Source organism: Pantoea sp. SO10 (assembly GCF_005281435.1).
GTDB classification, from domain to species: domain Bacteria; phylum Pseudomonadota; class Gammaproteobacteria; order Enterobacterales; family Enterobacteriaceae; genus Pantoea; species Pantoea leporis.
The window spans coordinates 3,695,194-3,721,643 of record NZ_CP040095.1 but is presented as its reverse complement, the minus strand read 5'-3'; the positions used below and the strand labels follow the sequence as shown (position 1 = coordinate 3,721,643).

The 26,450-nt window shown below is 52.6% G+C and carries 25 protein-coding genes; 16 read left to right on the top strand and 9 right to left on the bottom strand.

Annotated elements, in window-relative coordinates:
* Position 1: 1 nt before the first annotated feature.
* Positions 2 to 1,948, bottom strand: a complete 1,947-nt coding sequence (locus tag FCN45_RS17105) for a bifunctional 2',3'-cyclic-nucleotide 2'-phosphodiesterase/3'-nucleotidase (protein WP_137386597.1) — start codon at positions 1,946 to 1,948, stop codon at positions 2 to 4.
* Positions 1,949 to 2,241: 293 nt separating this feature from the next.
* On the opposite strand from FCN45_RS17105, the gene cysQ reads away from it, so the two are divergent.
* Positions 2,242 to 2,988 (top strand): 3'(2'),5'-bisphosphate nucleotidase CysQ, encoded by a 747-nt coding sequence (gene cysQ / locus FCN45_RS17100; RefSeq protein ID WP_101762878.1) that lies wholly within the window; start codon positions 2,242 to 2,244, stop codon positions 2,986 to 2,988.
* A 97-nt stretch (positions 2,989 to 3,085) separates the two neighbouring features.
* Here the strand turns inward: cysQ and FCN45_RS17095 are convergent, their stop codons facing one another.
* Positions 3,086 to 3,649: a YtfJ family protein gene (locus FCN45_RS17095; RefSeq protein ID WP_101762879.1), complete on the bottom strand. Its 564-nt coding sequence runs from the start codon at positions 3,647 to 3,649 to the stop codon at positions 3,086 to 3,088.
* 313 nt (positions 3,650 to 3,962) lie between these two features.
* Here FCN45_RS17095 and FCN45_RS17090 point away from each other — a divergent pair, with 313 nt between their 5' ends.
* On the top strand, positions 3,963 to 4,169 hold the full coding sequence (locus FCN45_RS17090) for a DUF1107 domain-containing protein (protein ID WP_007892150.1): 207 nt from the start codon (positions 3,963 to 3,965) through the stop codon (positions 4,167 to 4,169).
* A 64-nt stretch (positions 4,170 to 4,233) separates the two neighbouring features.
* Here the strand turns inward: FCN45_RS17090 and FCN45_RS17085 are convergent, their stop codons facing one another.
* Positions 4,234 to 5,583, bottom strand: a complete 1,350-nt coding sequence (locus FCN45_RS17085) for a hemolysin family protein (protein ID WP_110867426.1) — start codon at positions 5,581 to 5,583, stop codon at positions 4,234 to 4,236.
* A gap of 451 nt (positions 5,584 to 6,034) precedes the next feature.
* Between FCN45_RS17085 and FCN45_RS17080 the strand changes: the two genes are divergently transcribed.
* Genes FCN45_RS17080 through FCN45_RS17070 form a run of 3 tightly spaced genes read left to right on the top strand, consistent with a single transcriptional unit; the run spans position 6,035 to position 11,897 of the window.
* On the top strand, positions 6,035 to 7,774 hold the full coding sequence (locus tag FCN45_RS17080) for an autotransporter assembly complex family protein (protein WP_137386596.1): 1,740 nt from the start codon (positions 6,035 to 6,037) through the stop codon (positions 7,772 to 7,774).
* Positions 7,771 to 11,541 (top strand): translocation/assembly module TamB domain-containing protein, encoded by a 3,771-nt coding sequence (locus FCN45_RS17075; RefSeq protein ID WP_137386595.1) that lies wholly within the window; start codon positions 7,771 to 7,773, stop codon positions 11,539 to 11,541. Before FCN45_RS17080 ends, FCN45_RS17075 begins: the two co-directional genes overlap by 4 nt.
* A gap of 2 nt (positions 11,542 to 11,543) precedes the next feature.
* Positions 11,544 to 11,897 (top strand): gamma-glutamylcyclotransferase, encoded by a 354-nt coding sequence (locus tag FCN45_RS17070; protein ID WP_101762883.1) that lies wholly within the window; start codon positions 11,544 to 11,546, stop codon positions 11,895 to 11,897.
* A 53-nt stretch (positions 11,898 to 11,950) separates the two neighbouring features.
* Here the strand turns inward: FCN45_RS17070 and ppa are convergent, their stop codons facing one another.
* From ppa to FCN45_RS17055, 3 genes are all read right to left on the bottom strand, one after another.
* Positions 11,951 to 12,481, bottom strand: a complete 531-nt coding sequence (gene ppa / locus FCN45_RS17065) for an inorganic diphosphatase (RefSeq protein ID WP_007892166.1) — start codon at positions 12,479 to 12,481, stop codon at positions 11,951 to 11,953.
* Positions 12,482 to 12,581: 100 nt separating this feature from the next.
* Positions 12,582 to 13,031, bottom strand: coding sequence for a DUF441 domain-containing protein (locus FCN45_RS17060; RefSeq protein WP_137386594.1), 450 nt, complete (start codon positions 13,029 to 13,031; stop codon positions 12,582 to 12,584).
* A 70-nt stretch (positions 13,032 to 13,101) separates the two neighbouring features.
* Positions 13,102 to 13,515, bottom strand: coding sequence for a lysozyme inhibitor LprI family protein (locus FCN45_RS17055; RefSeq protein ID WP_101762885.1), 414 nt, complete (start codon positions 13,513 to 13,515; stop codon positions 13,102 to 13,104).
* Between the two features lie 169 nt (positions 13,516 to 13,684).
* Between FCN45_RS17055 and FCN45_RS17050 the strand changes: the two genes are divergently transcribed.
* The 3 genes from FCN45_RS17050 to FCN45_RS17040 all read left to right on the top strand — a co-directional run bounded on the left by FCN45_RS17050 (position 13,685) and on the right by FCN45_RS17040 (position 18,123).
* Positions 13,685 to 15,244 carry a methyl-accepting chemotaxis protein gene (locus tag FCN45_RS17050; protein WP_137386593.1) on the top strand — a complete coding sequence of 520 codons (1,560 nt, stop codon included), beginning with the start codon at positions 13,685 to 13,687 and terminating at the stop codon, positions 15,242 to 15,244.
* 189 nt (positions 15,245 to 15,433) lie between these two features.
* Positions 15,434 to 16,486 (top strand): DNA cytosine methyltransferase, encoded by a 1,053-nt coding sequence (locus FCN45_RS17045; protein WP_137386592.1) that lies wholly within the window; start codon positions 15,434 to 15,436, stop codon positions 16,484 to 16,486.
* 20 nt (positions 16,487 to 16,506) lie between these two features.
* On the top strand, positions 16,507 to 18,123 hold the full coding sequence (locus FCN45_RS17040) for a TIGR02391 family protein (RefSeq protein ID WP_137386591.1): 1,617 nt from the start codon (positions 16,507 to 16,509) through the stop codon (positions 18,121 to 18,123).
* A gap of 44 nt (positions 18,124 to 18,167) precedes the next feature.
* On the opposite strand, the gene FCN45_RS17035 is transcribed toward FCN45_RS17040, so the two are convergent.
* Both FCN45_RS17035 and fbp read right to left on the bottom strand, forming a co-directional pair.
* Positions 18,168 to 18,410 (bottom strand): hypothetical protein, encoded by a 243-nt coding sequence (locus FCN45_RS17035; protein WP_137386590.1) that lies wholly within the window; start codon positions 18,408 to 18,410, stop codon positions 18,168 to 18,170.
* Between the two features lie 179 nt (positions 18,411 to 18,589).
* Positions 18,590 to 19,597, bottom strand: a complete 1,008-nt coding sequence (gene fbp / locus FCN45_RS17030) for a class 1 fructose-bisphosphatase (RefSeq protein ID WP_008103565.1) — start codon at positions 19,595 to 19,597, stop codon at positions 18,590 to 18,592.
* A 166-nt stretch (positions 19,598 to 19,763) separates the two neighbouring features.
* Here fbp and mpl point away from each other — a divergent pair, with 166 nt between their 5' ends.
* Complete coding sequence (gene mpl, locus FCN45_RS17025; RefSeq protein ID WP_137386589.1) at positions 19,764 to 21,119, top strand: UDP-N-acetylmuramate:L-alanyl-gamma-D-glutamyl-meso-diaminopimelate ligase; 1,356 nt, start codon at positions 19,764 to 19,766, stop codon at positions 21,117 to 21,119.
* A gap of 125 nt (positions 21,120 to 21,244) precedes the next feature.
* Here the strand turns inward: mpl and yjgA are convergent, their stop codons facing one another.
* Positions 21,245 to 21,787, bottom strand: coding sequence for a ribosome biogenesis factor YjgA (gene yjgA / locus FCN45_RS17020; protein ID WP_101762888.1), 543 nt, complete (start codon positions 21,785 to 21,787; stop codon positions 21,245 to 21,247).
* A gap of 115 nt (positions 21,788 to 21,902) precedes the next feature.
* On the opposite strand from yjgA, the gene pmbA reads away from it, so the two are divergent.
* The 7 genes from pmbA to FCN45_RS16985 all read left to right on the top strand — a co-directional run bounded on the left by pmbA (position 21,903) and on the right by FCN45_RS16985 (position 26,436).
* On the top strand, positions 21,903 to 23,243 hold the full coding sequence (gene pmbA / locus FCN45_RS17015) for a metalloprotease PmbA (RefSeq protein WP_137386588.1): 1,341 nt from the start codon (positions 21,903 to 21,905) through the stop codon (positions 23,241 to 23,243).
* A 74-nt stretch (positions 23,244 to 23,317) separates the two neighbouring features.
* Complete coding sequence (gene cybC, locus FCN45_RS17010; RefSeq protein ID WP_110867416.1) at positions 23,318 to 23,707, top strand: cytochrome b562; 390 nt, start codon at positions 23,318 to 23,320, stop codon at positions 23,705 to 23,707.
* A gap of 253 nt (positions 23,708 to 23,960) precedes the next feature.
* A complete protein-coding gene (locus tag FCN45_RS17005) occupies positions 23,961 to 24,299 on the top strand; it encodes a glycine dehydrogenase (RefSeq protein WP_007892186.1) in 339 nt (112 codons plus the stop codon).
* A gap of 17 nt (positions 24,300 to 24,316) precedes the next feature.
* The gene (locus FCN45_RS17000; protein WP_008103553.1) at positions 24,317 to 24,673 is read left to right on the top strand and encodes an SFCGS family glycine-rich protein; all 357 of its coding nucleotides are present in this window, start codon (positions 24,317 to 24,319) and stop codon (positions 24,671 to 24,673) included.
* Positions 24,674 to 24,675: 2 nt separating this feature from the next.
* On the top strand, positions 24,676 to 24,972 hold the full coding sequence (locus tag FCN45_RS16995) for a DUF4312 family protein (RefSeq protein WP_137386587.1): 297 nt from the start codon (positions 24,676 to 24,678) through the stop codon (positions 24,970 to 24,972).
* A 27-nt stretch (positions 24,973 to 24,999) separates the two neighbouring features.
* On the top strand, positions 25,000 to 25,776 hold the full coding sequence (locus FCN45_RS16990; protein WP_101762892.1) for a DUF4311 domain-containing protein: 777 nt from the start codon (positions 25,000 to 25,002) through the stop codon (positions 25,774 to 25,776).
* A gap of 12 nt (positions 25,777 to 25,788) precedes the next feature.
* Positions 25,789 to 26,436 (top strand): DUF4310 family protein, encoded by a 648-nt coding sequence (locus FCN45_RS16985; protein WP_064738408.1) that lies wholly within the window; start codon positions 25,789 to 25,791, stop codon positions 26,434 to 26,436.
* Positions 26,437 to 26,450: the final 14 nt, after the last annotated feature.

The following is a 26,450-nucleotide window of genomic DNA, read 5'->3' as shown; positions in this document are numbered from 1 at the left end:
ACTATTTCTTCTGCAAATCCACCTGCCACAACGCAAAACCTATCTCATCGCTGCCCACCGCTTTCATCGGGTAATCGGCGTGCTGCTCGATAAACTTCGTTGCTTTCGCGCCAGGCGCGGTCTCAAAACGGATATCCAGCGGCGTGCTGCTGTTAATCGGCGCTAAACGCCAGTTGTGATCGGCCTGCGGTTTCACTTCGCCATGCGCTTTGGTTTCGCTGCTGATATAAGCGGCAACCACCGAGCGGTTCTCATCCGGCGACGCGAAGGCGACATACTTATCGCCGGTGCCGGCAAACTTGCCGCCATAAGCGCGATAGTTATTGGTGGCGACCAGGAAACTGGCCTGAGGATCAATAGGTTTGCCTTGCCAGCTAAGATCCTTAATGCGCGAAGCCCCCTTGTTGATCAGCGAGCACTCTGCGTCATAGCGCGCCGGCTGCGTAACATCGATTTGATACTGCACGCCATCGATCACATCAAAATTATAGGTACGGAAATCCCAGTTAATCAGCGCTTGCGGTTTGCTGCTGTGCGGATCGATTTGGTTAAACTGCGCGGCTGAACACTCCAGCCACTCTTTCACCTGTGCACCGCTGACTTTCATCACCACCAGCGTATTGGGATAGAGATAGAGATCGGCGGCGTTACGGAAAGTGAGGTTACCTTTCTCCACTTCGACATAGCTGGCGGGATCGTTTTTGCGGCCGCCAGCTTTAAACGGCGCGGCGGCGGAGAGCACCGGCAAGCGGCCAAGATCAGGATCGCCCTGAATAAAGTGCTCGACGTAAGCGCGCTGCGCGTTGTTAACGATCTGCACCGTGGGATCGTCCTGCACCAGCGACAAGTAGCTGTACATCACGTCGGCGGATTTACCGATCGGTTTGGCAACAAAATCGCGCGTGGCGCGGTGATCTTGCTCCAGCACTTTCACCAGATCGGCATCTTCGGCAGCCAGCGATTTTTTCGCCGCGCTGTCATAAATTGCACGTGCCTCGGCTTTGCCCTGCGCAACCTGCCATTTGCCGCCCTCGTTATTCAGCACCAGATCGACCACACCCAGATGATCGCCCCACATACCGGGCATCACCGCCGGAATACCATTAAGTGTGCCCTGGGCGATATCAGCGCCTTTAATTGCCGCAAACTCTTTGCTCGGGAAGACCGCGTGAGCGTGACCGAACATGATGGCGTTGATGCCAGCAACCTGGCTGAGGTAATAGACCGAATTTTCGGCCATGGCATGATAGGGTTCACTGCTCAAACCGGAGTGCGGAATAGCGATGATTATTTCAGCACCTTTTGCGCGCATTTCCGGCACATAGCGCTTCGCTGTTTCAGTGATGTCATCAACCCGCACTTTTCCCTGCAGATTGTTGCGATCCCAAACCATAATCTGCGGGGGAACGAAGCCGATGTAACCAATTTTCAGCGTATGCGGCTTACCGTCACGGTCTGTAACGGTGGTTTCCTTGATTAAGTAGGGCGTAAACAGCGGTTTTCCGCTCTTTTCATCGATAATGTTGGCGTTGACGTAAGGGAAACGCGCGCCGGCCAGCACTTTTTGCAGATAAGGTAAACCGTAATTGAACTCATGATTACCGAGGTTTCCGACCGCGTAATCCAGCGTATTCATCGCTTTATATACCGGATGAACTTCGCCCGGTTTTAGCCCTTTCGCCGCCATGTAATCGCCCAGCGGACTGCCCTGAATGATATCGCCGTTATCGACCAGCACGCTGTTCTTCGCTTGCGCGCGGGCCTGCTGAATTAAGGTGGCGGTGCGTACCAGGCCAAACTTCTCCGTCGGCGTATCTTTGTAATAATCGAAATCCATCATATTGCTGTGCAGATCGGTGGTTTCCAGAATGCGCAGATCCACCGTAGCAGCCTGTACCGTGGCGGCAGTTATACAGAGTGCCAATAACGACATGCTCGCTTTGAACATCGCTTGCTCCTTGTTCGGTCCAATGGGCCTCTCAAAATAATGTAAAACCATGACGAATTATCATTTCAATTTGTGATGAAGCTCGGACTTTCATCCAATATCTCCCGCCGGGCCGCGCTAAAAGCGCATTCAGCATCCCGCCATAGCCGCCGACGATGAACTATGGTATTGATATTCAAATAGATTGCTGTAGCAGACAGCACAGTCGCAGGCTGTTGAATGACAACTGCTAAAATAAGGACAGATTGGCAGTTGGTGTCTGACAGGCAGAATCAGCGGAAAAGAGGTAAAGAATGTTAGATAAAATTTGTCAGCTGGCGCGTGATGCGGGCGATGCCATTATGCAGGTATATAACGGCGCAGAGCCGGTTGACGTGACCCGTAAGTCGGATGATTCTCCGGTCACCGCGGCCGATCTCGCGGCGCATCGCGTGATTGTGCAAGGTCTGACGGCGCTTTCGCCGGGGGTGCCGGTGCTATCTGAAGAGGATCCCCCGAGCTGGGACGTGCGTCAGCACTGGCAGAAATACTGGCTGGTCGATCCGCTGGATGGTACCAAAGAGTTCATCAAGCGCAACGGCGAGTTTACAGTCAACATTGCGCTGATCGAAAATGGCAAACCGGTATTGGGCGTGGTTTATGCGCCCGTCCTGGGCGTGATGTACTCGGCGGCTGAGGGTAAAGCCTGGAAAGAAGAGAACGGCCAGCAGACGCAGATTCATGCGCGTGAAGCGCGTCCACCATTAGTGGTGGTTAGCCGTTCGCATTTTGAGAGCGATACCGAGTTGCAGGAGTATTTGCACCAGCTCGGCGAGCATCAAACCACCGCGATTGGTTCATCGCTGAAGTTCTGTCTGGTAGCCGAAGGCAGCGCGCAACTCTATCCGCGCTTCGGGCCCACTAACATCTGGGATACCGGCGCAGGCCATGCGGTGGCGATTGCGGCTGGTGCGCATGTGCATGACTGGCAGGGCAAAACCCTCGATTACACCCCACGCGAATCGTTCCTCAATCCCGGTTTCCGCGTTTCATTGTTTTAGGCTTTCAACGGCGCAATTTAATACGTAATAAATTGCGCCGCTAAAGAATGTGCAATGCATGGATGCATCCGTATTGGCCGTCCACGGCAACTTCCGTTCACTTCTGCAACAACTCGTGAATTAACTTCATCGCCTGCTGCACTTCGTCCTGCGTCAGCGGACCATCTTTGACGTAGCGCACATGTGCGGTGTTATCCAGCACCACAATTGCGGATCCGCCTTTCTCCAACTGCCAGGCCTGACGCGCGCTGCCGTTGCTATCGACGATAAACTGCGACCATGGAAACTGCTGCTTATTGCTCTCAAGGCTGCTGCGCACGAACATGCCGGTGCCCGGAATCGCATCGTCGGTATTGACGATAGTAGTGGTTTGATATCGATCGTGCGGCAGATGCGCAGCTTTGATGGCTTCAATTAACGCCGCATTCTGCTCTTTAGCAGAAGAGCGCCCGGCAATATGCAGGATAACGCGAACTTTTCCGCTTAGCTGCGCGCTATTCCAGGATTTGTAGCTAAACTTATCTTCATCTTGTTGATAAACCAGCTCTCCTTTGTCGTTAACGCCAACGGCTGGCACGCGTTCACCCAGTTTGAAGGCATGTGCCGCAGCCAGGCCCGGCAGCAAGAGTGCCAGTGCTATCACAGTGTGTCTCAAACGCATTTATTACTCTCCTTGGTGATCCGACCAGTTGTTCATGTTCCTGCAATATTAGGCGTGGATGATGCGTCTGTCGCAATGAGTTAACAGGTTTGCAACCTATGCCACAATTCCATAATGAGTGAAGGTTTATACTGGGTTTAGTGAGGCTGATAACAGAGTATTCTGTAATGATGTGTCAATTCAGTAAATAATTCACCTTTTCGGAACACGGCTAAGAAAGGATGCTCTATAGTTATGCCTCATTTGCGCTTCACGGGTTCGTACCAAATTTGGTAACGACGGAGCGTATTAAACATTTTAGGAGTTAAACAGCATGAAGATCTTCCAGCGCTATAATCCGCTGCAAATTGCGAAATATGTCAAAACGCTATTTAGAGGAAGGTTGTACATCAAGGACGTGGGCGCGTTCGAGTTTGATAAGGGCAAAGTGATGTTGCCGCGTGTCAAAGATAAACAGCATCTCAGCGTGATGTCAGAAATCAATCGCCAGGTGCTGCGGCTGCAAGCCGAGTACAACTAAGTAAGCATAAGAAAGGGCGCCGATGGCGCCCTCAGTTTTTAGTGCGGTTGTTGGCTTGTCGCCATCAATCGCGATCCTGCGACGACTCTGATTCATCCACCGTATTTTTGTTTACATTCAGCACCGGCGGACGTTCATCAATACGCGTAACCAGCAGCTGGTCGATACGGTAGCTATCAATATCCACCACTTCAAACTTGTAGCCGGAAAACTTCACAAAGTCGGTACGCTTCGGAATCTTGCGCAGCATGTACATCATGAAGCCGCCAATGGTTTCATAATTGCCAGACTGCGGGAAATCATCGATATCCAGCACGCGCATCACGTCATCAATTGGCGTGCCGCCTTCGACCAGCCATGAGTTCTCATCGCGCGCGACAATCTGCTCTTCCTGACCTTGACCCACCAAATCGCCCATCAACGTGGTCATCACATCATTCAGCGTAATGATGCCCACCACCAGCGCGTATTCGTTCATGATCACCGCGAAGTCTTCACCAGCGGTTTTGAAGCTTTCCAACGCTTCAGAAAGCGTCAGCGTATCCGGCACAATCAGCGCTGAACGAATCTGTACGCCGCTGTTCAGCGTCAGGCTTTGATTGCCGAGTACACGCAGCAGCAGCTCTTTGGAATCGACATAGCCGACGATGTGGTCGATATCGCCATCGCAGACGATGAATTTCGAGTGCGGATGCTGGGCGATTTTGGTTTTCAGCGTGGTTTCATCTTCGTGCAAATCGAACCACACCACGTTCTCGCGCGAGGTCATTGATGACGGCACGGTACGCGATTCCAGCTCAAACACGTTCTCAATCAGCTCATGTTCCTGCTTACGCAGCACACCCGCCAGCGCACCGGCTTCCACCACCGCATAGATATCGTCGGAGGTGATGTCGTCTTTACGCACCATCGGCAGTTTGAACAGACGGAAGAAGACGTTCGCCAGGCCGTTGAACAGCCACACCAGCGGACGCAGCACCACCAGACAGAAGCGCATCGGGTTGATGATGCGCAGCGCTACGGCTTCCGGTGCAATCATGCCGACGCGTTTTGGCGTCAGGTCAGCAAACAGAATGAACAGGCTGGTCACGATGGTGAAGGAGCAGATAAAACTGAGCTGTTCAGCCAATTCGGGTGCCATGATGCGGCTGAATAAGCTATTAAAGGCGGGCGAAAACGCCGCATCGCCGACGATACCGCCGAGGATCGCCACGGCATTCAGGCCAATCTGCACTACGGTGAAGAACATGCCAGGTTGTTCCTGCATCTTCAGCACGCGCTGGGCATTGATATTGCCTTCGTCAGCCAGCAGCTTCAGTTTGATCTTACGGGCGGCGGCCAGCGAGATCTCCGAAAGGGAGAAAAATGAACTGATGACGATCAGTAAAAGAATGACAAGTAAGCTATCGAGCATAAAAGGTCCGTTGGGTTAATCACTTGTCATTTTTGGCCTGGGCAGCGCGGGAATGGGCGTACATCCGGTACTTGCCAGTCAAACAGGCTATCCGTGCCAAAAATGTCTGCGCCATTTCGACAAGATAAGGTTAACGTCGGGGCAGAAAGGGTGCAGGCGAGGCCTGCTGGTCGCTGATTATAGCAGCAGCGCTTATCATGCCGCTATAGGCGCGCATCAGGGGGTCGGATTAATCTGAGTGAACGTCATTCGCGAGCTTAAGAATCGCCTTGGTTGTTGTATCGTTTAGCACATTTACCCACAATAGGTCACAATTTGGCTTAGTCGCTGAATTTGCGCCAGTGGGGGGAAAAGAGCGGCTATGCTGATGGGTACACGCGCGCTGGTGATACCCTTCCAGAGAATAAACGCCCCTGCGGAATAGGGGCCGGCATTATTAACAGGAGTACGTGTGCCACGATTTCATATTTATTGTTTGGCCAGCCTGTTGCTTGCTGCACCTGCCGTTGAGGCAGCCAAAGTGCGCTTGCAGCTGGACGGTCTTAGCGGGGATTTGCAAAAGAACGTCAGGGCACGCTTGTCCACCATCGGCAGTGACGAGGTGTCGAACGACGGCCGTTTCCGCGCGCGCGTTGCGGAAGCGATCAAAGAAGGCCTGCGGGCGCTGGGTTATTACGAACCGGAGATCAATTTTGAATCGCGCCCGGCACCGCCGCAAGGTGGTCGTCCGGTATTGATCGCACACGTTAAGCCCGGCGAACCGGTCAAGATCGGCGGCAGCACCATTGTGATCGAAGGTGAAGCCCGCACCGACAAGGATTACCAAGCCTGGGTCAAACAGGGCACGCCGAAAGTCGGTACACAGCTGAATCACGGCGCCTATGACAAATTTAAAAACGGCTTCTCCAGCCTGGCATTGCGTAATGGTTACTTCGACGGTGACTTTAAGCAAAGCCAGCTTGGCGTTTCGGTTGAACGGCGCGAAGCCTTCTGGGACATCAATTACGATAGCGGCCCGCGCTACCGTTTCGGTGATGTCGGTTTCCAGGGCTCGCAAATCGACGAAGCCTATCTGCAAAATCTGGTGCCGTTCAAAAAGGGCGATTACTACAGCTCGCGCGATCTGGCCGAACTTAACCGCCGCTTGTCGGCGACCGGCTGGTTCAACTCAGTGGTGGTCGCGCCTGAGTTTGATAAAGGTCGTCAAAGCAAAGTGCTGCCGCTGAATGCGGTGGTATCGCCACGCGTGGAAAACACCATTGAAACCGGCGTCGGTTACTCCACCGATGTCGGGCCGCGCATTAAAGGCACGTGGAAAAAACCGTGGATTAACAGCAGCGGCCACAGCCTGGCCGCCAGCGCCTACGTTTCTGCGCCGGAGCAACAGCTCGATCTCAGCTACAAAGTCCCGCTGCTGAAAAGTCCGCTGGAGCAGTATTACACCTTCTCCGGCGGCGTGAAGCGTACCGATCTCAACGACACCAAAGCCGATACCACCACGCTGGCGATGTCGCGAAACTGGGACAGCAGCAGCGGCTGGCAGAAGGCAATCAACCTGCGCTGGAGCCTCGATCACTTTACCCAGGCCAGCGTGACCAACACCACTATGCTGCTCTATCCGGGCGTCAGCCTGAACCGCACCCGTTCGCGCGGCGGTCTGATGCCAACGTGGGGCGATTCGCAGCGCTACTCGGTGGACGTGTCGGATACCACATGGGGTTCGGACGTTGATTTCGTCATCATGCAGGCGCAAAACGTCTGGATTCGCACGCTCGCCGATAAGCATCGCTTTGTGGCGCGCGGCAATGTGGGCTGGATCGAAACCAACGACTTCGACAAAGTGCCGCCGGATCTGCGCTTCTTCGCCGGTGGCGATCGCAGCATTCGCGGCTACAAATACAAAGACGTATCGCCACGTGATGATAACGGCAAGCTGACCGGCGCCTCGAAAATGGCCACCGGCTCGCTTGAATATCAATACAACGTGACCGGCAAATGGTGGGGCGCGGTGTTCGTCGATTCCGGTGAAGCGGTCAACGACATCAAGCAGAGCAACCTGAAAACCGGTGCCGGCTTCGGCGTGCGCTGGTCTTCTCCGGTCGGGCCGATCAAGTTTGATATCGCGCGGCCGATTGGCGACGACAAGGAGCATGGATTGCAATTTTATGTAGGATTGGGGCCTGAACTATGAAGCTGTGGAAAAAGGTCCTGATTGGCATCGGTATTTTTCTGGTGCTGCTGTTGGGCAGCATCGCGTTTCTGGTGGGCACCACGCCGGGTTTGCATCTGCTGCTGAAAGGCGCCGATCGCTGGGTGCCAGGTTTGTCGATCAAACAGGTGGAAGGTGGCTGGCGCGATCTGACGCTAAGCGGCGTGAAGTATGAGATGCCGGGCGTCAGTGTGGATGCCGGACGTTTCCACCTGGCGCTGAATCTCAACTGCCTGCTGCATTCGTCGGTGTGTGTCAATGACATCGCGCTGCAGGATGTCAGCGTGGTGGTCGATAGCAAAAAAATGGCACCGGCCAGCGCACCGCCGCCGGAAGAGGAGAGCGGCAGCACCAATCTCAGCACGCCGTATCCCATCACGCTCAGCAAAGTCGGCCTGCATAACATCAACGTAAAAGTGGATGACACCGCAATTTCCCTGCTCGACTTCACCAGCGGCCTGCAGTGGCAGGATCGCGCACTGACGCTGACGCCAACCCATATCCAAAGCCTGCTGATCGCGCTGCCGAAAGCGGCCAAGGTGGTGGATGAGCAAGTAGTGCAGCCAAAAGTGCAGCAGCCACAGCCGGATGAACAGCCTCTGGGCGAAACGCTGCAGGCGATGTTCGCTAAGCCACTGTTACCAGATATGCCGGACTTCCAGCTGCCGCTGGATATCACCGTGCAGGAACTGCTGGGTGAGCAGCTGCGCATCACCGGCGATACCGACATCTCAATCACGCGTCTGCTGTTAAAAGCCAAAACCGCCGATCGTCATCTCCAACTGGAAACCTTTGATGTCGATTCGCCGCAAGGGCAGGTGAACGCCAGCGGTGAAGCAACGTTGGCCGATAACTGGCCGGTGAATTTTGCGCTGAACGGCACGCTCAATCTCGACCCGATCAAGGGCGAGAAGATCAAAATGAACCTTGCAGGCGCGATGCGTGACGAGCTGAAGCTCGGGCTGAATCTTTCCGGTCCGGTGCGTGCGCAGCTGGATGCGACCACGCAACCTGCGGTTGCTGGTTTGCCGCTGGCGCTAAAACTCACCAGCCCGCAGCTGCGCTGGCCGCTCACCGGCGCGGTGCAGTATCAGGCGGATAATCTCGATTATCAGTTCAAAGGCAAAGCCACCGATTACGTGATGTCGCTGCGCACTGCGGTGAAAGGCGAAGGCGTGCCGCCTGCCAGCATTGCGCTCGACGGCAAAGGCAACGAGCAGCAGTTCAATCTTGATAAGCTGCGCGTGGCGGCGCTGCAGGGCAATATCGATCTGACGGCGCTGGTGGACTGGAGCAAAGCCATCAGCTGGCGCAGCGAATTGACGCTTTCAGGCATCAACACCGCCAAACAGTATCCGGATTGGCCAGCGAAGCTGGAGGGCAAAATTGCCACGCGCGGCAGCTTGTACGGCGGAACCTGGCAGCTCAGCGTGCCGCAGCTCGAGCTGAAAGGAAACGTTAAGCAGAACGCGGTGAGCGCCAAAGGTACGTTGACCGGCAACAGCTACAACCAGTGGAAAGTGCCCGGCCTTAACATTGCGCTGGGTCGCAACCATCTGGACGTGAAGGGCGAGCTGGGCGACACGCTCAATCTCGACGCCAGCATTGATGCGCCAAAGCTGGATAACGCGCTGCCGGGCCTGGGCGGCGTCGCCAAAGGTACCATCAAAGCACGCGGCACCTTACAAGCGCCGCAGCTGCTGGCCGATCTCACGGCTACTGGTTTGCGCTGGCAGCAGCTGCAGATCCGTCGCGTGGCGTTACAGGGCGATGTGAAATCCAGCGATCAGATCGCCGGTAAGCTGCAACTGCGCGTGGAACAGCTGCAGCAGGACGCGCTGAAAGTGAACCTGTTAACGCTGAACGCCGACGGCAACGAAAAGCAGCATCAGCTTAAGCTCGAGGTACAGGGCGAACCGGTTTCCGGTCAGCTGGCGCTTAACGGCAGCTTTGATCGCACAACCGAGCGCTGGCAGGGCAATCTCAACAACACGCGTTTCGACACGCCGGTAGGCGAATGGCGACTGACGCGGGCGATGGCGATTGATTACCTCAACAGCAAGCAGACCGCCACCATTGGGCCGCACTGCTGGCAGAACCCGAACGCGCAGCTGTGCGTACCGGAACCGATTGAAGCCGGTGCCAGCGGACATGCGCATGTGGTGCTCAATCGCTTCGATCTGGCGATGATCAAACCGTTCCTCACCGATGCCACCAAACTGAACGGCGTGTTCAGTGGTGATGCGCGCGTTAACTGGACCGCCGACGGCGCGCTGCCAACCGGCACCTTAGCGCTGAAAGGCAGCGGCGTGAAAGTGGAGCAAGACGTGCAGGGCAACAGTTTGCCTATCGCCTTCGACACGCTGAACCTGAATGCGGCGCTGCGTAACGGTCGCGCACAGCTTGATTGGTTGATCCATATCGTCAACAACGGCCAGCTGAGCGGCAATGTGCAGATCGCCGATCCTGAGAATCGGCGTCACCTGTCGGGCAACATCGGCATCAGCAATATTTCGCTGGCGATGCTGAATCCGGCGCTGATGCAGGGCGAGAAGATTAAAGGCAACCTGAACAGCAACCTGCGCCTTGGCGGCACGCTGCAGCAGCCGCAGGTGTTTGGTCAGTTGGGGCTGAGCGATGTGGATGTCGACGGCAGCTTTATGCCGGTCGATCTCACCGCCGCCAACCTTAACATGGTGTTCAACGGCATGAGCTCAACGCTCAACGGCATGATTCAGACGGCGCAGGGCAATCTTAACCTGAGCGGCAACGCCGACTGGAGCCAGCTGGATAACTGGCGCGCGCGCGTGGCGGCGCAAGGTAGCCGCATCCGCGTTACCGTGCCGCCAATGGTGCGCATGGATGTCTCGCCGGATCTGGTGTTTGCAGCCACGCCGGCCGCGTTCAGCCTTGACGGCAAAGTGGATATTCCGTGGGCGCGCATTACCGTGCAGGAAGTGCCGGAAAGCGCCACCGGCGTCTCCTCTGATGAAGTGATGCTGGATCAAAATCTCAAGCCGATTCAGCCGAAAACGGCGGCGATCCCGATCAACAGCAATCTGGTGATCCACGTCGGTAATGATGTGCGGCTCTCGGCATTTGGCCTAAAAGCCAGGCTGAATGGCGATCTCAAACTGGTGCAGGATAAAAACGGCCTCGGCTTGAATGGCCAGATCAACATCCCATCCGGCCGCTTCCACGCTTATGGTCAGGATTTGCTGGTGCGTAAAGGTGAGCTGCAATTCGCCGGACCGCCGGACCAGCCTTACGTCAATCTCGAGGCGATCCGTAATCCTGAGGCCACTGAAGATGATGTCACCGCCGGATTACGGGTAACCGGGCTGGCGGATGAGCCGAAAGTGGAAGTGTTCTCCGATCCGGCGATGTCACAGCAGGAAGCGCTTTCTTACCTGTTACGTGGTCAGGGACTCAACAGCGATGGCGACAGCAACGCATTAACTTCCGCGTTGGTGGGATTGGGGGTTGCGCAAAGTGGTCAGGTTGTGGGTAAAATCGGCGAGACCTTCGGTGTCAGTAATCTCGCGGTTGATACCGCTGGCGTAGGCGATAGCCAGCAGGTGCAGGTGAGTGGTTACGTGTTGCCGGGTCTACAAGTAAAATACGGTGTTGGCATATTTGATTCACTGGCGACCTTAACCTTGCGTTATCGCCTGATGCCCAAACTCTATTTAGAAGCCGTGTCGGGTCTCGATCAGGCACTGGATCTGCTCTATCAGTTTGAGTTTTAGCAATGCGAATAATTGTCTATGGCAGTTTACGGCGCAAACAGGGAAACAGTCATTGGATGACGAATGCGCAGTGGCTCGGCGACCATCAGATTGTGGGGTTTGATCTCTACAATCTGGGTCACTATCCGGGCGTGGTGGAAGGAGAAGGCAGCGTTTATTGCGAGGTGTATCGCATTGACGCCAGCACGCTCGGCGAACTTGATGCCTTGCGCACCAAAAATGGCGAATACAAACGCCAGCTTATTCAGACGCCTTACGGCAGTGCCTGGCTGTATGTCTATCAGCGTTCAGTTGCGGGTCGCACGCACATCGCGAGCGGTGACTGGTTAAGGCGAGATGGCGAAACAGAGGCATAAATAAAAACACCGTCCATTGGACGGTGTTTTTTTATGCGTTGCAGAAAAGAATCTTATTTCTTCTGCGCGCGCTCGTAAGAGGCGATGATTTCAGCTTTGGCCGCTTCTGCGTTGTCCCAGCCATCAACCTTCACCCATTTGCCTTTTTCCAGATCTTTGTAGTGCTCGAAGAAGTGGGTGATCTGCGCTTTCAGCAGTTCTGGCAGGTCGTTCACATCTTTGATGTGATCGTACTCTTTGCTCAGCTTGGTGTGTGGCACCGCAACCAGTTTGGCATCTTCGCCAGACTCGTCGGTCATTTTCAGCACGCCAACGGGACGGCAGCGGATCACTGAGCCCGGTACCAGCGGATAAGGGGTTGGCACCAGCACGTCAACCGGGTCACCATCCAGAGACAGGGTGTGGTTGATGTAACCGTAGTTGCACGGATAGAACATGGCGGTAGACATGAAACGGTCTACAAACAGGGCGCCAGACTCTTTGTCGACTTCATATTTGATCGGATCGGCGTTAGCCGGGATCTCAATGACAACGTAGATATCTTCTGGCAACTCTTTACCTGCAGGCACCTGGTTCAAACTCATCTGGCTTTCCTTCATTAGTCATATGTTGAGTGACGGCTATTATAGCCAACTGACTCTGAAAGTATGCCCCCTTTTTGGCGTTTCGGAATGCTCCAACCCTCTACTTCGCCGTGACAAACAGCGAGACGATCCCCGCCGCAATCAGTGGCCCAACCGGCACACCACGGAAGAAGGCCACGCCAATCACCGTACCAATCAACAGCCCACCAATCACCGACGGCTGCACGCTCATAAAGTTCACGCCGCGTCCGCCCAGCCAGGCAACGAAAACCCCCACTACAATCGCGATAATCGATTGCCAGTTGGCGAACGATTTCAACAGAGAGGAAGCCGGCAGCGTACCGCTGGCCAGCGGCGCCATCACCGCAACGGTGAGGATGATGATGCCAATCTGAATGCCCTGTTTTTCCACATAGGTAAAGAATTGCGACAGCGGGGTGAGCTTGATCGCCAGCAGGATCAGAATCGAGATGGTAACGGCGCTGTTATGAACGAAATAGCTGAGGACGGCGAGGCAAACAAGAATGATGGTGGAGGCATAAGCAGCCATGGTTTCTCCCTGCAGATTAATGGGCGCGCTGGCCGATGCCAGCGCTAAGCGTATTAAACGCTTACATTAATCAACAATCGTCGGGGTTGGCGCAACTGCCTTTGTTAATTGATTGCAACATCAGCGCCTGATTACGCACCAGACTGACGCCCTGCGCACCAACTGACAGCGCGGCCATCGTGCCCTGGCTGCTAACAAAATAGCTGCGGCTGGCATCCAGCCAACTGTCGCGATAGGTCAGCCACGCGCGCTGGGCGCTGCGCAATTTGTCTTTAGGTGCGCCGGTTAATTTTTTCATTGCTTGGGTGTACTGCGCGTTCATCTCTTTATCCCAGGCTTTATTAGCGGTGCCGTAGCATTGAGACATGCCGGCGGTGCTGGATTCCTTATTCAGACACTGATCGAGCTGCTGATCGATAGGGTTTTGTTGCGCTGCAGCAAAACCACTGACCAACAAACACGCCATCGGGAGCCATTTTTTCATCGTTTCATTCCTTAAATTTTGCTGGGGCAGAGTTCAGTAAAAGTGAAGTCTGGATGATCGTCAGCCAGTTGACCATCAACAATGGATAAAGTTTCCGCGATCAACTGCCGATAATCTTTCCGTTTTAGGGCCAGCGGATTTCTGCCTTTTCTTGCAAACGGGGATAATCATGTTCAAACAGCTATCAATTCGTACTGCATTACTCACGCTTTTGGCTTTTATGACGCTGCTGCTGCTGGCAGTCAGCGCGATGGGCATCTCTGCCATCAACGCAGGCAATCAATCACTGGATGCCATTAACCGCATTCAGGGAATTGAACTGAACAGTTTGTATCAAAGCAATGCCGACCTCATGCGCGCGCGCGGCAGCGCCGCATTGGCCGTGCGCAAAATCGAAATCGGATTACTGGAGGACGGCGCCAGCGTCACCAAACAAGCTGAGGAGGATGTCACCAGTTCCCAGCGTCATCTGAAAGCCTTTATTGATGCCGGAACGGTAACGGCTCAGGGTAAAATCCTCGCCGATGCCGTGGCTACTTCGTTCGCTGCCTATCATAAGGGCGCTATCGTGCCGATGATGGATGCGTTGCAAAAGCAGTATACCGACGAATATTACCAGGTTTTGGAAGGCAACCTCTCAACGCTGGCAAGCAACTACGCGAAAGCCGTGCATGATTTTGCCGTTTATGCTGATGAAGTCTCAGCTACACGTCTGGCGCAAGCTGCACACAATGAGTGGCAGATGAAAATCATGATTGGCGTGGCGATGGCGTTGACGCTATTGCTGATCGTCATTGCCTGGCAACTGCTGCGTCGTCTGCTGCTGCGTCCACTCGATGGCGCGATTGTGCATCTGGAGCAAATTGCGGCCGGCGATTTATCCCAGCCGCTGCCCGCAGCCGGAAAGAGTGAATTAGGCCGTCTCAATCAGGCGCTGGCGAATATGCAGCTGGCGCTCAGCAGTTCGGTCAGTCAGGTGCGCGAAGCCAGCTTGCAGATTGACGTGGGAAGCCGCGAGTTAGCGGCGGGCACCGTGCATCTCTCGCAGCGTACCGAAGAGTCCGCCGCTTCGCTGGAGCAAACCGCGGCCAGCATGGAACAGCTCACCGCCACCGTGCGTCTCAATGCCAGCAACGCTAAAGAGGCCAATCAGCTCGCCAGCAATGTCTCCGACAGTGCCGATCGCGGTGCCGAAGTGGTCGGCTACGTGATGGAGAAGATGCAGGAGATCACCCAAAGCGCCAATCGCATTGGCGACATCCTCAGCGTGATTGATGGCATTGCCTTCCAGACCAACATCCTGGCACTGAACGCTGCGGTTGAAGCCGCGCGTGCCGGTGAACAAGGGCGCGGTTTTGCCGTGGTCGCTAATGAAGTGCGCACGCTGGCTGGTCGCAGCGCTACCGCCGCCAAAGAGATCCGCGAGCTCATCGCAGAATCGCAGACGCGGGTGCAAGAGGGCAGCGATATGGCCACGCGCGCCGGTGAAACCATGGATGAGATCTCCAGCGAAGTGATGCGCGTGACTACGCTGATGAAAGAGATCTCCATTGCTTCGGAAGAGCAGAGTCGCGGTATCGAGCAGGTAAATCAGGCGGTGACGCAAATGGATGAAGCCGCGCAGCAGAACGCCGCGTTAGTCGAAGAAGCCAGCGCTGCCACCCAATCGCTGGAAGCGCAATCGCAGCAGTTGCAGGATTCGATGGCGCAATTCCGCGTGGTAAACTGATAATACATAGCGGCCTAAAGGCCGCTTTTGAAATAATTTCACTTCGAACTTTTTAAAATCATATTTCATTATCATATCTACTTTGCTTATCATCACTTATTACACTATTGATAAGTTATTTCATTAAGAACTATAATGTAAATCATGCATTATGTTTTTAATAAGAAATTGTTTATCAAGGGATTTTTGATGGATTGCATTACTCATTCTTTTACTGCTATCGATCTGTTTTGCGGGGCTGGCGGATTAACATGTGGTTTAAAACAAGCTGGTTTCAAAGTCATTGCTGGCGTTGAACTTAATCCAGTCGCAGCTCAAACTTATCGCATAAATCATCCTGAAGACCTTCTTCTTGAACAAGATATTGCTAAAGTTAATCGCCATAAATTGATGAAAGAATTGAATTTAAAACCCGGAGAGTTAGACCTCCTAGCTGGCTGCCCTCCATGTCAAGGGTTTTCATCACATAGGACTCGTAATCAATCTACTGCTGTAGAAGATGATAGAAATGATCTTATATTTGAATTAATGAAATTTACAAAAAAATTTCTACCTAAAGTTATTATGATTGAAAACGTACCAGCTTTAGCTAAGGATGATAGGATTAATAAAGTTATATTTCTTTTAAAAAAATTAAATTACAAAATTAATGAAGAATCTCTTCAGGTTAAAGATACAGCTAATTATGGTGTTCCACAGCGAAGAAAAAGAATGATTCTTGTGGCATCTCGTTATGGTTTTGTTGAACACCCCACGAAAAACAAAGAAATATCAACGGTGAGAAGTACTATCAAGGATCTTACAAATCCTGGATGCGGAAATGATCCACTCCATGATTACTTTTCTAAAAGAAGTGAAAAAGTAATGGAAATGATAAGGTTAGTCCCTAAAAATGGAGGCTCTCGACAGCAGCTCCCAAAAGAATATTGGCTCGATTGCCATAAAAAACACCCCGGGGGATATCGAGACGTTTATGGCAGAATGGCTTGGGATAAGGTATCTCCGACAATTACTGGTGGTTGTATAAATCCATCTAAAGGTCGTTTTTTACACCCTCAAGAGGATAGAGCTATTACTCTCAGAGAAGCTGCACTACTTCAGACATTTCCTCATGATTATATTTTTTCTTTAGAGAAAGGACGAGATGCTGCGGCATTGATGATAGGTAATGCGCTGCCCCCCAAGTTTATATTTGAGCATGCGATAAAAATTAAAAAGCATCTTGAAAGTATCATTAAATAATATTTATAGTGGATGGAATCATGAACAATAACCTCGAAATGCGCTTTGATCCAAGAACAATTGAACATTTAGGCGTTAAGATGTACTCAACGTTGCCACCTGCATTAGCTGAGCTAATATCTAATGCCTATGATGCTGACGCTGAAAATGTATCTTTAAGATTCAGCGAGGTTGGTAGTGATAAAAGTATCTATGTGTTAGATGATGGTACAGGAATGAGTGCCGACGAAATACAAAATAGATTTTTGGTTATTGGTAGAAATAGACGAAGCGATGTTGGAGATACACCTTCACCTAGATTTAAACGACTAGCAACAGGTAAAAAAGGGTTAGGTAAGTTAGCATTATTTGGTTTAGCTAAAAAAATAACGATTGATACTATTAAAAATGGTAGACGTAATAGATTTAATCTAGATTGGGATAAACTCCTAAATTCTGATGGAACTTACAATCCTGAAGTCGAAATTTATAATAAGATGACCGATAAGCGTAATGGTACAACAATTACTTTAGCTAAGCTCAAGAGACAATCACCCTTTGATCTTGATGCAATAGCAAATAACTTGTCAAAAATATTTATTGTTGATAATGATTTTAAAATAAGTTTAACGAATAATGAAGGTGATGTAGTTAATATCACAACGGGTAGACGCTATGAGGGTTTTGTAAAACAATTCTCATGGATACTTGATGATTTCATTGATGATGAAAGTAAATTCAAAGGTAGATTAACTGGAGAGTTTTTCACATCAGATTATCCTATTAAGCCTAACTCAGGGCTTAGAGGAGTATCTCTTTTTTCAAGAGGTAAACTTGTTAATGCTCCTGAATATTTTTCCAGCAGTACATCAAGCCACTTTTTCCAATATTTAACGGGTTGGATATCTGCAGATTTTATTGACCTTCTTCCTGAAGATGTTATCTCTACAAACAGGCAATCTGTTGATTGGGATAACCCAGACATGAAAGAATTAAGGGATTTCTTATCCGATGTAATAAGCAAAATTAATAGTTCTTGGCGAACAAAACGTAAAGAGGATAAGACACTTCAATTCACCCAATCCTCTGGTATAGATACAGAAAAATGGATGAGCACTTTGCCACATGATATTAGGCAAAATACCCAATCAATTTTGAATAAATTGGCTGATGAAGAAGCTATTGAACAATTTGCCCCAGTTGTTAAAGCTCTTTACAATATTGTGCCTGAATACCCTTTGCTTCATTGGCGTCATTTAAATAGTAAACTCAAAGATAGAATACAACCACTTTATATAAATGGACAATACGCCTTTGCTGCAGATCAAGGGGTTAAAATTTACAGTGATTTATTACGTGAGCTTACAGGATTAGATAAGGATGGTGTGGCTTTGATGCAACACGTTTGGTCAGAGAATAATCCGATGTTGACTATTAGTGATCTAACTACCGATTCAGGTAGAAATATTCAGAAGGGACAACTTAGTCTTGCTAAAGGTGTTGTTGAGGCATTTAGAAACCCCTTTAATCATACACCTATGGATAAATTCACAGAATCAGTTTATTCGGAGTTGGATTGTTTGAATATATTAAGTTTGATTTCGTACTTATCCGAGAGGCTAGAACATTTGCGCAATAAAAATGATGATAAATCATGATTTTTAATATATGGCCGAGTAAACATTTTCTCGGCTTTTTATTGCTAATTTAGTTCCCAAGGTTTATCCGTTCGTTTATTCACTTGTTTTAAAATTCCATCTCGACGTAAAAGTTGTGCTGCCCAACGTAAATCATACTGCCACGTATAAAGCATTCCTCCAGATCTTTTAAGGTCTCCTTCATATTTTTCCCAAACATACTTAGCTACATCCTTAGGCCAGCCAACTCCATTCATCGAATGGAGAGCTTCGATAATCCAATCCTTCATAATCTCACGAGTTATCATTAGGAATAACCTTTTATTAATTGTTGTAAGTAAAATTTCACTAGCTGAAAAAATTTATTAAAAATACGTGAATGCTTAGTCCATTAAGTAATTTTTAAAAAAATTTAGGATGTTAAAAATTTACTGTTCTTTTCAATTAAAAAAGCCTGCTATGCAGGCCTTTTTTTAATAATTATCATTTAGGCTGAATGGTCGTCCGGATATTCACGGATGAAGCGTTCAACGTCGCCCACCATTGCGTCGTTGCCGCAGAAGAACGGGCAGCGCTGATGCAGCGTTTCTGGCTGGATGTCGAGGATGCGATTGGCACCATCGCTGGCTTTACCGCCCGCTTGCTCCGCCAGGAAGGCCATTGGGTTGCATTCGTACAGCAGACGCAGCTTGCCTTTCGGGTGGCTGGCGGTGCTTGGATAGAGATAGATGCCGCCTTTCAGCAGGTTACGGTGGAAATCGGCCACCAGTGAACCAATGTAGCGCGAGGTATACGGGCGCTTGGTGGCGATATCTTCTTCCTGACAGAACTTCAGGTATTTCTTCACACCCTGCGGGAAGCGAATGTAGTTACCTTCGTTGATCGAGTAGGTGTAACCCTTCTCCGGGAAGGTCATGCGCTCGTGGCTCAGGCAGAATACGCCGAGCGACGGATCGTAAGTAAACGCATGCACGCCCACGCCGGTGGTGTAAACCATCATGGTCGAAGAACCGTAAACCACGTAACCCGCGGCAACCTGCTTGTTGCCCGGCTGCATGAAGTCGGCTTCGGTGATTGGCGTGCCCGGCTCGCTGATGCGATGGTAGATAGAGAAAATGGTGCCGACGGAAACGTTAACGTCGATGTTTGAAGAACCGTCCAGCGGATCCATTAATACAACGTATTTGCCATTCTCGGAGCCTTCAAAGATGACGAACTCGTCTTCTTCTTCCGACGCGATACCGGCCACCACGCCGCGTGCTTTCAGGGCGGCTTTCAGCTTTTCGTTGGCAAACAGATCAAGCTTCATCTGCTGCTCACCCTGCACGTTTTCCACGCCGCTGGCACCCAGAATATCCACCAGACCCGCTTTGTTGATGTCGCGGTGGATAATTTTAGCGCCAAGCTTAATGGAAGAAATCAGCGCCGTCAGTTCACCTGTGGCGTGTGGAAAGTCGTGTTGCTTCTCGACGATGAATTCGCCTAACGTTTTCATAACACATTCCCTGCATCTACGATGGAGTGGCAGCAGCTGTAACAAGCTACCAACGTATGAGCGCAGTTTAGCCGATTGAACTTTAAAAACCATAGTCCTAATCCGTTTCTTCCCTCTCAACTCGGCGTTACACTGTGCGCCGAACTTTTGAGTAATGGATCTCTTTATGCGTATTCACATCCTCGGGATTTGTGGCACTTTCATGGGCGGACTGGCGATGCTGGCGCGCTCGCTGGGACACGAAGTGACCGGCTCAGACGCCAATGTCTATCCGCCGATGAGCACGTTGCTGGAACAGCAAGGCATTGAATTGACTGAAGGTTACGATGCCAGCCAGCTCGATCCGCAACCGGATCTGGTGATCATTGGTAACGCGATGACGCGCGGCAATCCTTGTGTCGAAGCGGTACTGGAACGCAACATTCCTTACCTCTCCGGCCCGCAATGGCTACACGATTTCGTCCTGCGCGATCGTTGGGTGCTGGCGGTGGCGGGAACCCACGGCAAAACCACCACAGCCGGCATGGCAGCGTGGATTCTCGAGGCCTGCGGCCTGGAACCGGGCTTTATCATCGGTGGTGTGCCAGGAAACTTCGAGGTTTCGGCAAAATTAGGAAAAAGTCCATTCTTCGTCATCGAAGCGGATGAGTACGACAGCGCGTTCTTCGACAAGCGTTCCAAGTTTGTGCATTACTGCCCGCGCACGCTGATCCTCAACAACCTCGAATTCGATCACGCGGATATCTTTGACGATCTGCGCGCCATCCAGAAGCAGTTCCATCATTTGATCCGTATCGTGCCGGGCCAGGGCAAGATCCTGCTGCCGGAGCACGACAACAACATCAAGCAAGTGATGGCGATGGGCTGCTGGAGCGAGCAGGAAACGGTGGGCGATAACGGTCACTGGCAGGCGAAAAAGTTGACGCCCGACTCTTCACATTGGGAGATCTGGCTCGACGGCGAGAAAGTCGGCGAAGTGAACTGGGCGCTGGTGGGCGAGCACAACATGCACAATGGCCTGATGGCGATTGCGGCGGCGCGTCATGTTGGGGTGAAACCGGTGGATGCCGGTGAAGCGTTGAGCAGCTTCATCAATGCGCGCCGTCGTCTCGAACTGCGCGGTGAAGTGAACGCCATCAAGGTGTACGACGATTTCGCTCACCATCCTACCGCGATTCTCGCCACGCTGGCGGCGCTGCGCAGCAAAGTGGGCGGCACCGCACGCATTCTGGCGGTGCTGGAGCCGCGCTCAAATACCATGAAGATGGGCGTGAGCAAGAACGAATTAGCGCCATCGCTGGGCCGCGCAGACGAAGTGTTCCTGTTCCAGCCGCACCATATTCCGTGGCAGGTTTCTGATGTCGCTGAGGCGTGCATTCAACCAGCGCAGTGGAGCGCGGATATCGATACGCTGGTGGAAATGGTGGCGAAGAAAGCCCAGCCAGGCGATTCGATCCTGGTGATGAGTAACGGCGGATTTGGTGGTATTCACCAGAAACTGCTGGAGCGGTTAGGGCGGTGATGGTGCGGGTTTTCCCCTCACCCTGGCCCTCTCCCGCAAGCGGGCGAGGGAATGTTTAGGTGGAGCTCGGTCAGCCCCTTCTCCCGCTTGCGGGAGAAGGGGCTGAGGGGAAAACCGCAGAAAACTTACGCTTCTGCCAACTCACGTAGATACTGGAAAATCAGGCGGGCAGATTTTGGCGGCTTATTCGCGGCTTTCTCTTTCTGCGCGTTACGGATCATGCTGCGCAGTTGCTGACGATCGGCGTGCGGATAGAGGTTAAACACTTCAGCGACCGCGTCATCACCTTGCTCGATCAAACGATCGCGCAAAATCTCCAGCTTATGGAACAGTGCAACCTGCTGGTTGTGACGATTCTTCAGCTTATCCAGCGCCTGGCGAATCGGATCTTCATCGCGTGAACGCAGCATCTTACCGATCAGCTGCAGCTGACGGCGACGGCCTTCTTTCTTGATGCGCTGCGCCAGTTCAATCGCGTCGCGCAATTGTTCGTCGAGTGGGATCTTGTCGAGGGAATTTTTCCCCAGCTCAACCAGCTCGGCACCAAGGCGTTTTAGCTCTTCGGCATCGCGTTTAATTTCGCTTTTGCTGACCCAGATAATCTCTTCATCTTCTTCGTCATTATTATCCGGCACATCGTCGAGCCAGTCTTCGGGCTGCTTGGTCATCTCTTGGCTCCCAAAAAAAAGAGGCTAATCCTACCAGTTTATCGGGCGACTGCGAAATTGTTCTCTGAGTCTGATAGACTCAAACAATTCATACTTAAGATTAGACGGCAGGTCGATGAACGTATCTACTCAGGTTGCAGAACAACGTAAAGTGTTGGAACAGGCTGTCGCGCAGGCGTTGGAACTGGCAAAAGCCAGCACCGATGGCGCTGAAGTGGCGGTCACGAAAACCACCGGCATCGGCGTCAGTACCCGCTATGGCGAAGTGGAAAACGTCGAATTCAACAGCGATGGTGCGCTCGGCATCACCGTCTACCATCAAAACCGTAAAGGCAGCGCTTCCTCCACCGATCTCAGCCCGGATGCGATCAAACGCACCGTGCAGGCGGCGATCGACATTGCGCGCTACACCTCGGTGGATCCATTTGGCGCACCGGCCGATCCCGAGTTGCTGGCGTTTGACGCGCCGGATCTCGATCTCTACCATCCGTGGGAGATCAATGCCGATCGCGCTATCGAACTGGCCGCTCAGGCGGAACAAGCGTCGTTGCAGGCCGACAAACGCATCACCAACACCGAAGGCGGCAGCTTCAACAGCCACGTTGGTATCAAAGTCTTTGGTAACAGCCACGGCATGTTGCAGAGCTACTGCTCCAGCCGCCATTCGCTCTCCAGCTGTGTGATAGCCGAGCAGGACGGCAATATGGAGCGCGATTACGCGTATACCATTGGTCGCGCTTTTGACGATCTGAAAAGCCCGGAATGGGTTGGCGCCGAGTGCGCACGCCGCACGCTGTCGCGTCTGGCACCGCGCAAGCTCTCGACCATGAAAGCGCCGGTGATCTTCGCGCCAGAAGTGGCGACCGGTTTGTTTGGTCATCTGGTGGGCATGATCAGCGGCAGCAGCGTGTACCGCAAATCGACCTTCCTGCTTGATTCGCTCGGTAAGCAGATTCTGCCAGAGTGGCTGACCATTGAAGAGCATCCGCACCTGCTGAAAGGCCTGGCATCCACGCCGTTCGACAGCGAAGGCGTGCGCACCCAATCGCGTGACATCATTAAAGATGGCGTGCTGCAGAACTGGCTGCTGACCAGCTACTCGGCGCGCAAGCTCGGCTTGCAGAGCACCGGCCACGCAGGCGGCATCCACAACTGGCGTATTGCCGGTCAGGGCCACAGCTTTGACGACCTGCTGAAGCAGATGGGCACCGGTTTAGTGGTAACCGAGATGATGGGCTCCAGCATCAACGGCATGACCGGCGACTATTCACGCGGCGCATCCGGTTTCTGGGTGGAAAACGGAGAGATTCAATATCCTGTGAGCGAGATCACAATCGCCGGTAATCTCAAGGAGATGTGGCTCAATATGGTAACCGTCGGTAACGACATTGAAACCCGCAGCAATATACAATGCGGATCGGTGCTGCTGCCGGAGATGAAAATCGCCGGACAATAAGAGTCATCGCTTTCTGAAAGCAGCCCGCAAGGCTGCTTTTTTTTTTGGCCCGACAATAATAAAAGGACATACCAATGCGTAATAAGCATGTGATTGCAGTGTTGTCGTTATCGCTGTTGTTCTCCTCGGCTAGCGTGTTTGCAGCCGATTTAGAAAAAGATATGGATACGCTCAAGGATGGTCTGAGCGTGGTGAAGAAAACCTCTGACGCGCAGGAGATGCATACCGCGTTGGGTAAGATGCGCCAAGCGGCAACGGATGCTAAGCAATCCACGCCGGAAAAACTGGAAGGTCAGGCGGCCGATAGCGCGCAGATCAAGGATTATCACGCCGGTCTGGATTCGCTGATTGCCCAGATCGATGTGGTCGATCAGCTGGCGCAAGCCAACAAGCTGGACGAAGCCAAGGCCGAAGCGAAGAAACTGGAAGATATTCGCAACGCCAACCATAAGAAATTCCGCTGATAACCCGGCCAGCCCCGTGGCTGGCCTTATTCCTCTTTGCCTTATCTCCGTTTTAATCCGCCTAAATCCATCACTTCTCGCATTATGTGACCGCTTTCGCACACTTCGTGCGTCCTGAGATCTGGCGCACACTCGCCCGCGGGATTTCCACTTTGAGGTGGAAAAGTTGCGACTCAACAGCCTCAAGGCGAAAGCGTACTTTCTTATCAACGAGAAATATCTGTAATTGTCCGCTGTAAACAGGAGTAACAAGGTGAGGAGTGAAGCTGTCCCGCTGAAACAGAGCACGCCGGAAGCGATCCAGGCGCTGGCGGATAAGGTGTTAAGCCAAATTGCAGCGATCTACGCCGCGCATCACATCGAAGCCAACGCCGTGCAGCAGCAGATGCTGGCTTCGCATGTCCGGGCGATGGCATCGCGCTCTTTAACGGGTGAAGCGCTACCGGAAGTAGAGGCTGAGCTGTTTGAAGATATCTCGCCGGAAACCATGGCGCTGGCGCAGCAGGTGGTGGATCTGTTTGGCAATCTGCCCAAAGAGGAAGCCTGGTTGTTGTCCGTCCATATCGAAGTGGCGAAATCGAACGAAGCATAAATTGTGAGGAATTGAACATGGTAACTGTAGTGATTGGTGATCGTCTGGGTAAAGGTCAGAAAGTAGCAGCGGGCATCGAGAAAGCCGGTGGTCGTGCGGTGGTGGTGCCAGGCGTGGCAGCCGACATGAAGCTGGGCGACGTGATGAAAGCGGAAAACGCCGACTTCGGTATCTCCTTCTGCGGCAGCGGCGGTGCCGGTGCGATTACCGCGCAGAACAAATATGGCTACAAAGCCAAACACGGGATGCGTTCGATTGACGAAGGCGTTACCGCCATCAATGAAGGTGCCACCGTGCTGGGCTTCGGCTTTATGGATAAAGAAGAGCTGGGTGAGCGTCTGGTGCAGGCCTGGACTAAAAAACACGGCAGCTAAGTATGAAACAGCAATACGAGACGCAGGTAACGGTGCAGGGCAAAGGCGACAGTAAAGCAAAAGCCTTTGCCGATGCGCTCAGCAAGGTGCAGCAGCAAGTGCTGCGCACCAGCCAAAAGATTCTGTTGCGCATTGAACCCATAGATGTGCGGGTGCTGCGCGCGCAGGAGAGCGTGCGCAAGGAAAAATTCTTGTTCTTCTTCCTCGCGCGTGAGCGACGGAATTACAGCGTTGAGCTGGACATTACCGTTAGCGTCACTGTGATCGACACCGACAAGGTGGACTTCATAGCGACTTAATAAAAACGACAACAAGGGTACGACGACATGTTTTTAATCATTTTGTTTAAGTCGTTAATCATTGGCGGATTGGTTGGCGTCGGGGTGGGAGCGGGCGCAGCGCGCATGTTCCACGCACCGACCACACAAGGTATGGGCGCGTTCCGTACCTTGGGAGAACTCAATTCCTGTGAAGGCGATCCGGCATCGCACTTCTCCTTTGGTCTCGGCTTCTTCTTTAACGCCTGGGCATCATCCGTGGCAGCGGGTTCATTCACGCAGGACGTCGATCACCGCATTTTGCCGAACTGGGGCGCGGCGGCACTGATGGTGAAAAACCGCAACGTGGCGGAAACGCTGCACAACCCGAAACGCATGGCGATTGCCTGCGGCATCATCGGCATGATTGTGGTGGCCTTCCTTAACAGCACGGCATCTGCGGTTCCGGCGGCGCTGCAGGTTACCGCAGTAAAAGTGCTGGTGCCAGCGGCTAACCTGCTGGTGAACACCGTGATGCCAGTGATCTTCTGGCTGGCAGCGATTGATGCCGGTAAGAAATCTGGCTTCTGGGCCACCATTTTTGGCGGCCTGGCGCAGCTGATCATGGGTAACGCCGTACCGGGTTTGGTGCTGGGCATCCTGATCGGTAAAGGTGTGGAAGAGAGCGGCTGGAACAAAGTCACCAAGGTGATGATGTTTGCCATCGTGCTGCTGTTTGCCTTGAGCGGCTTCTTCCGCGGTTTCGATCTGAAACTGCTGCAATCCTTCCAGCTAGGTATTCCGGGCTGGCTGGATATGATCCACAACAGCGTCAGCGGCAAATAAGGAGCCATCAGCATGAACGAGAACGAAAACAAAGGGTTCTGGTACGCCGACTGGTCTTTCCCGATTTTTGTTGGCCTGCTCTCCTCCGGCGTATTTGCCGGTACGCACATGTATTACCTGTACGGCATTGGTGCTTTTAACGAAGTGGCGTTTGTCTCGATGCTGCGCTCCGGTATGGAAACCGGCGTGTATGGCGCGGTGGCGGCGTTTGGTGCCAGCTTCCTGTTTGCACGCATTATCGAAGGTTCGCTGGTGGGGATTCTCGATATTGGCGGCGCGATCCAGACCGGCGTCGGCCTCGGCGTGCCTGCGCTGCTGCTCGGTGCCGGCATTGTGTTCCCGGTCGCCAACTTTGCCGCATCGCTGGCCACGGGTTTGGTGGTGGGCTTAGCGATAGGTTATCTGATCATCCTGGCGCGTAAGTTCACCATCAACCAGAGCGACTCAACCTACGGCGCAGACGTGATGATGGGCGCGGGTAACGCATCGGGCCGTTTCCTCGGGCCGCTGATTATCCTGTCGGCCATGGCGGCGTCGATTCCTATTGGTCTCGGTTCGCTGGTGGGGGCGCTGCTGTTCTACCTGTGGAATAAGCCTATTACCGGCGGCGCGATTTTGGGCGCGATGGTGTTGGGTGCGATGTTCCCAATCTCACTCTGATACCGATGTGCGGC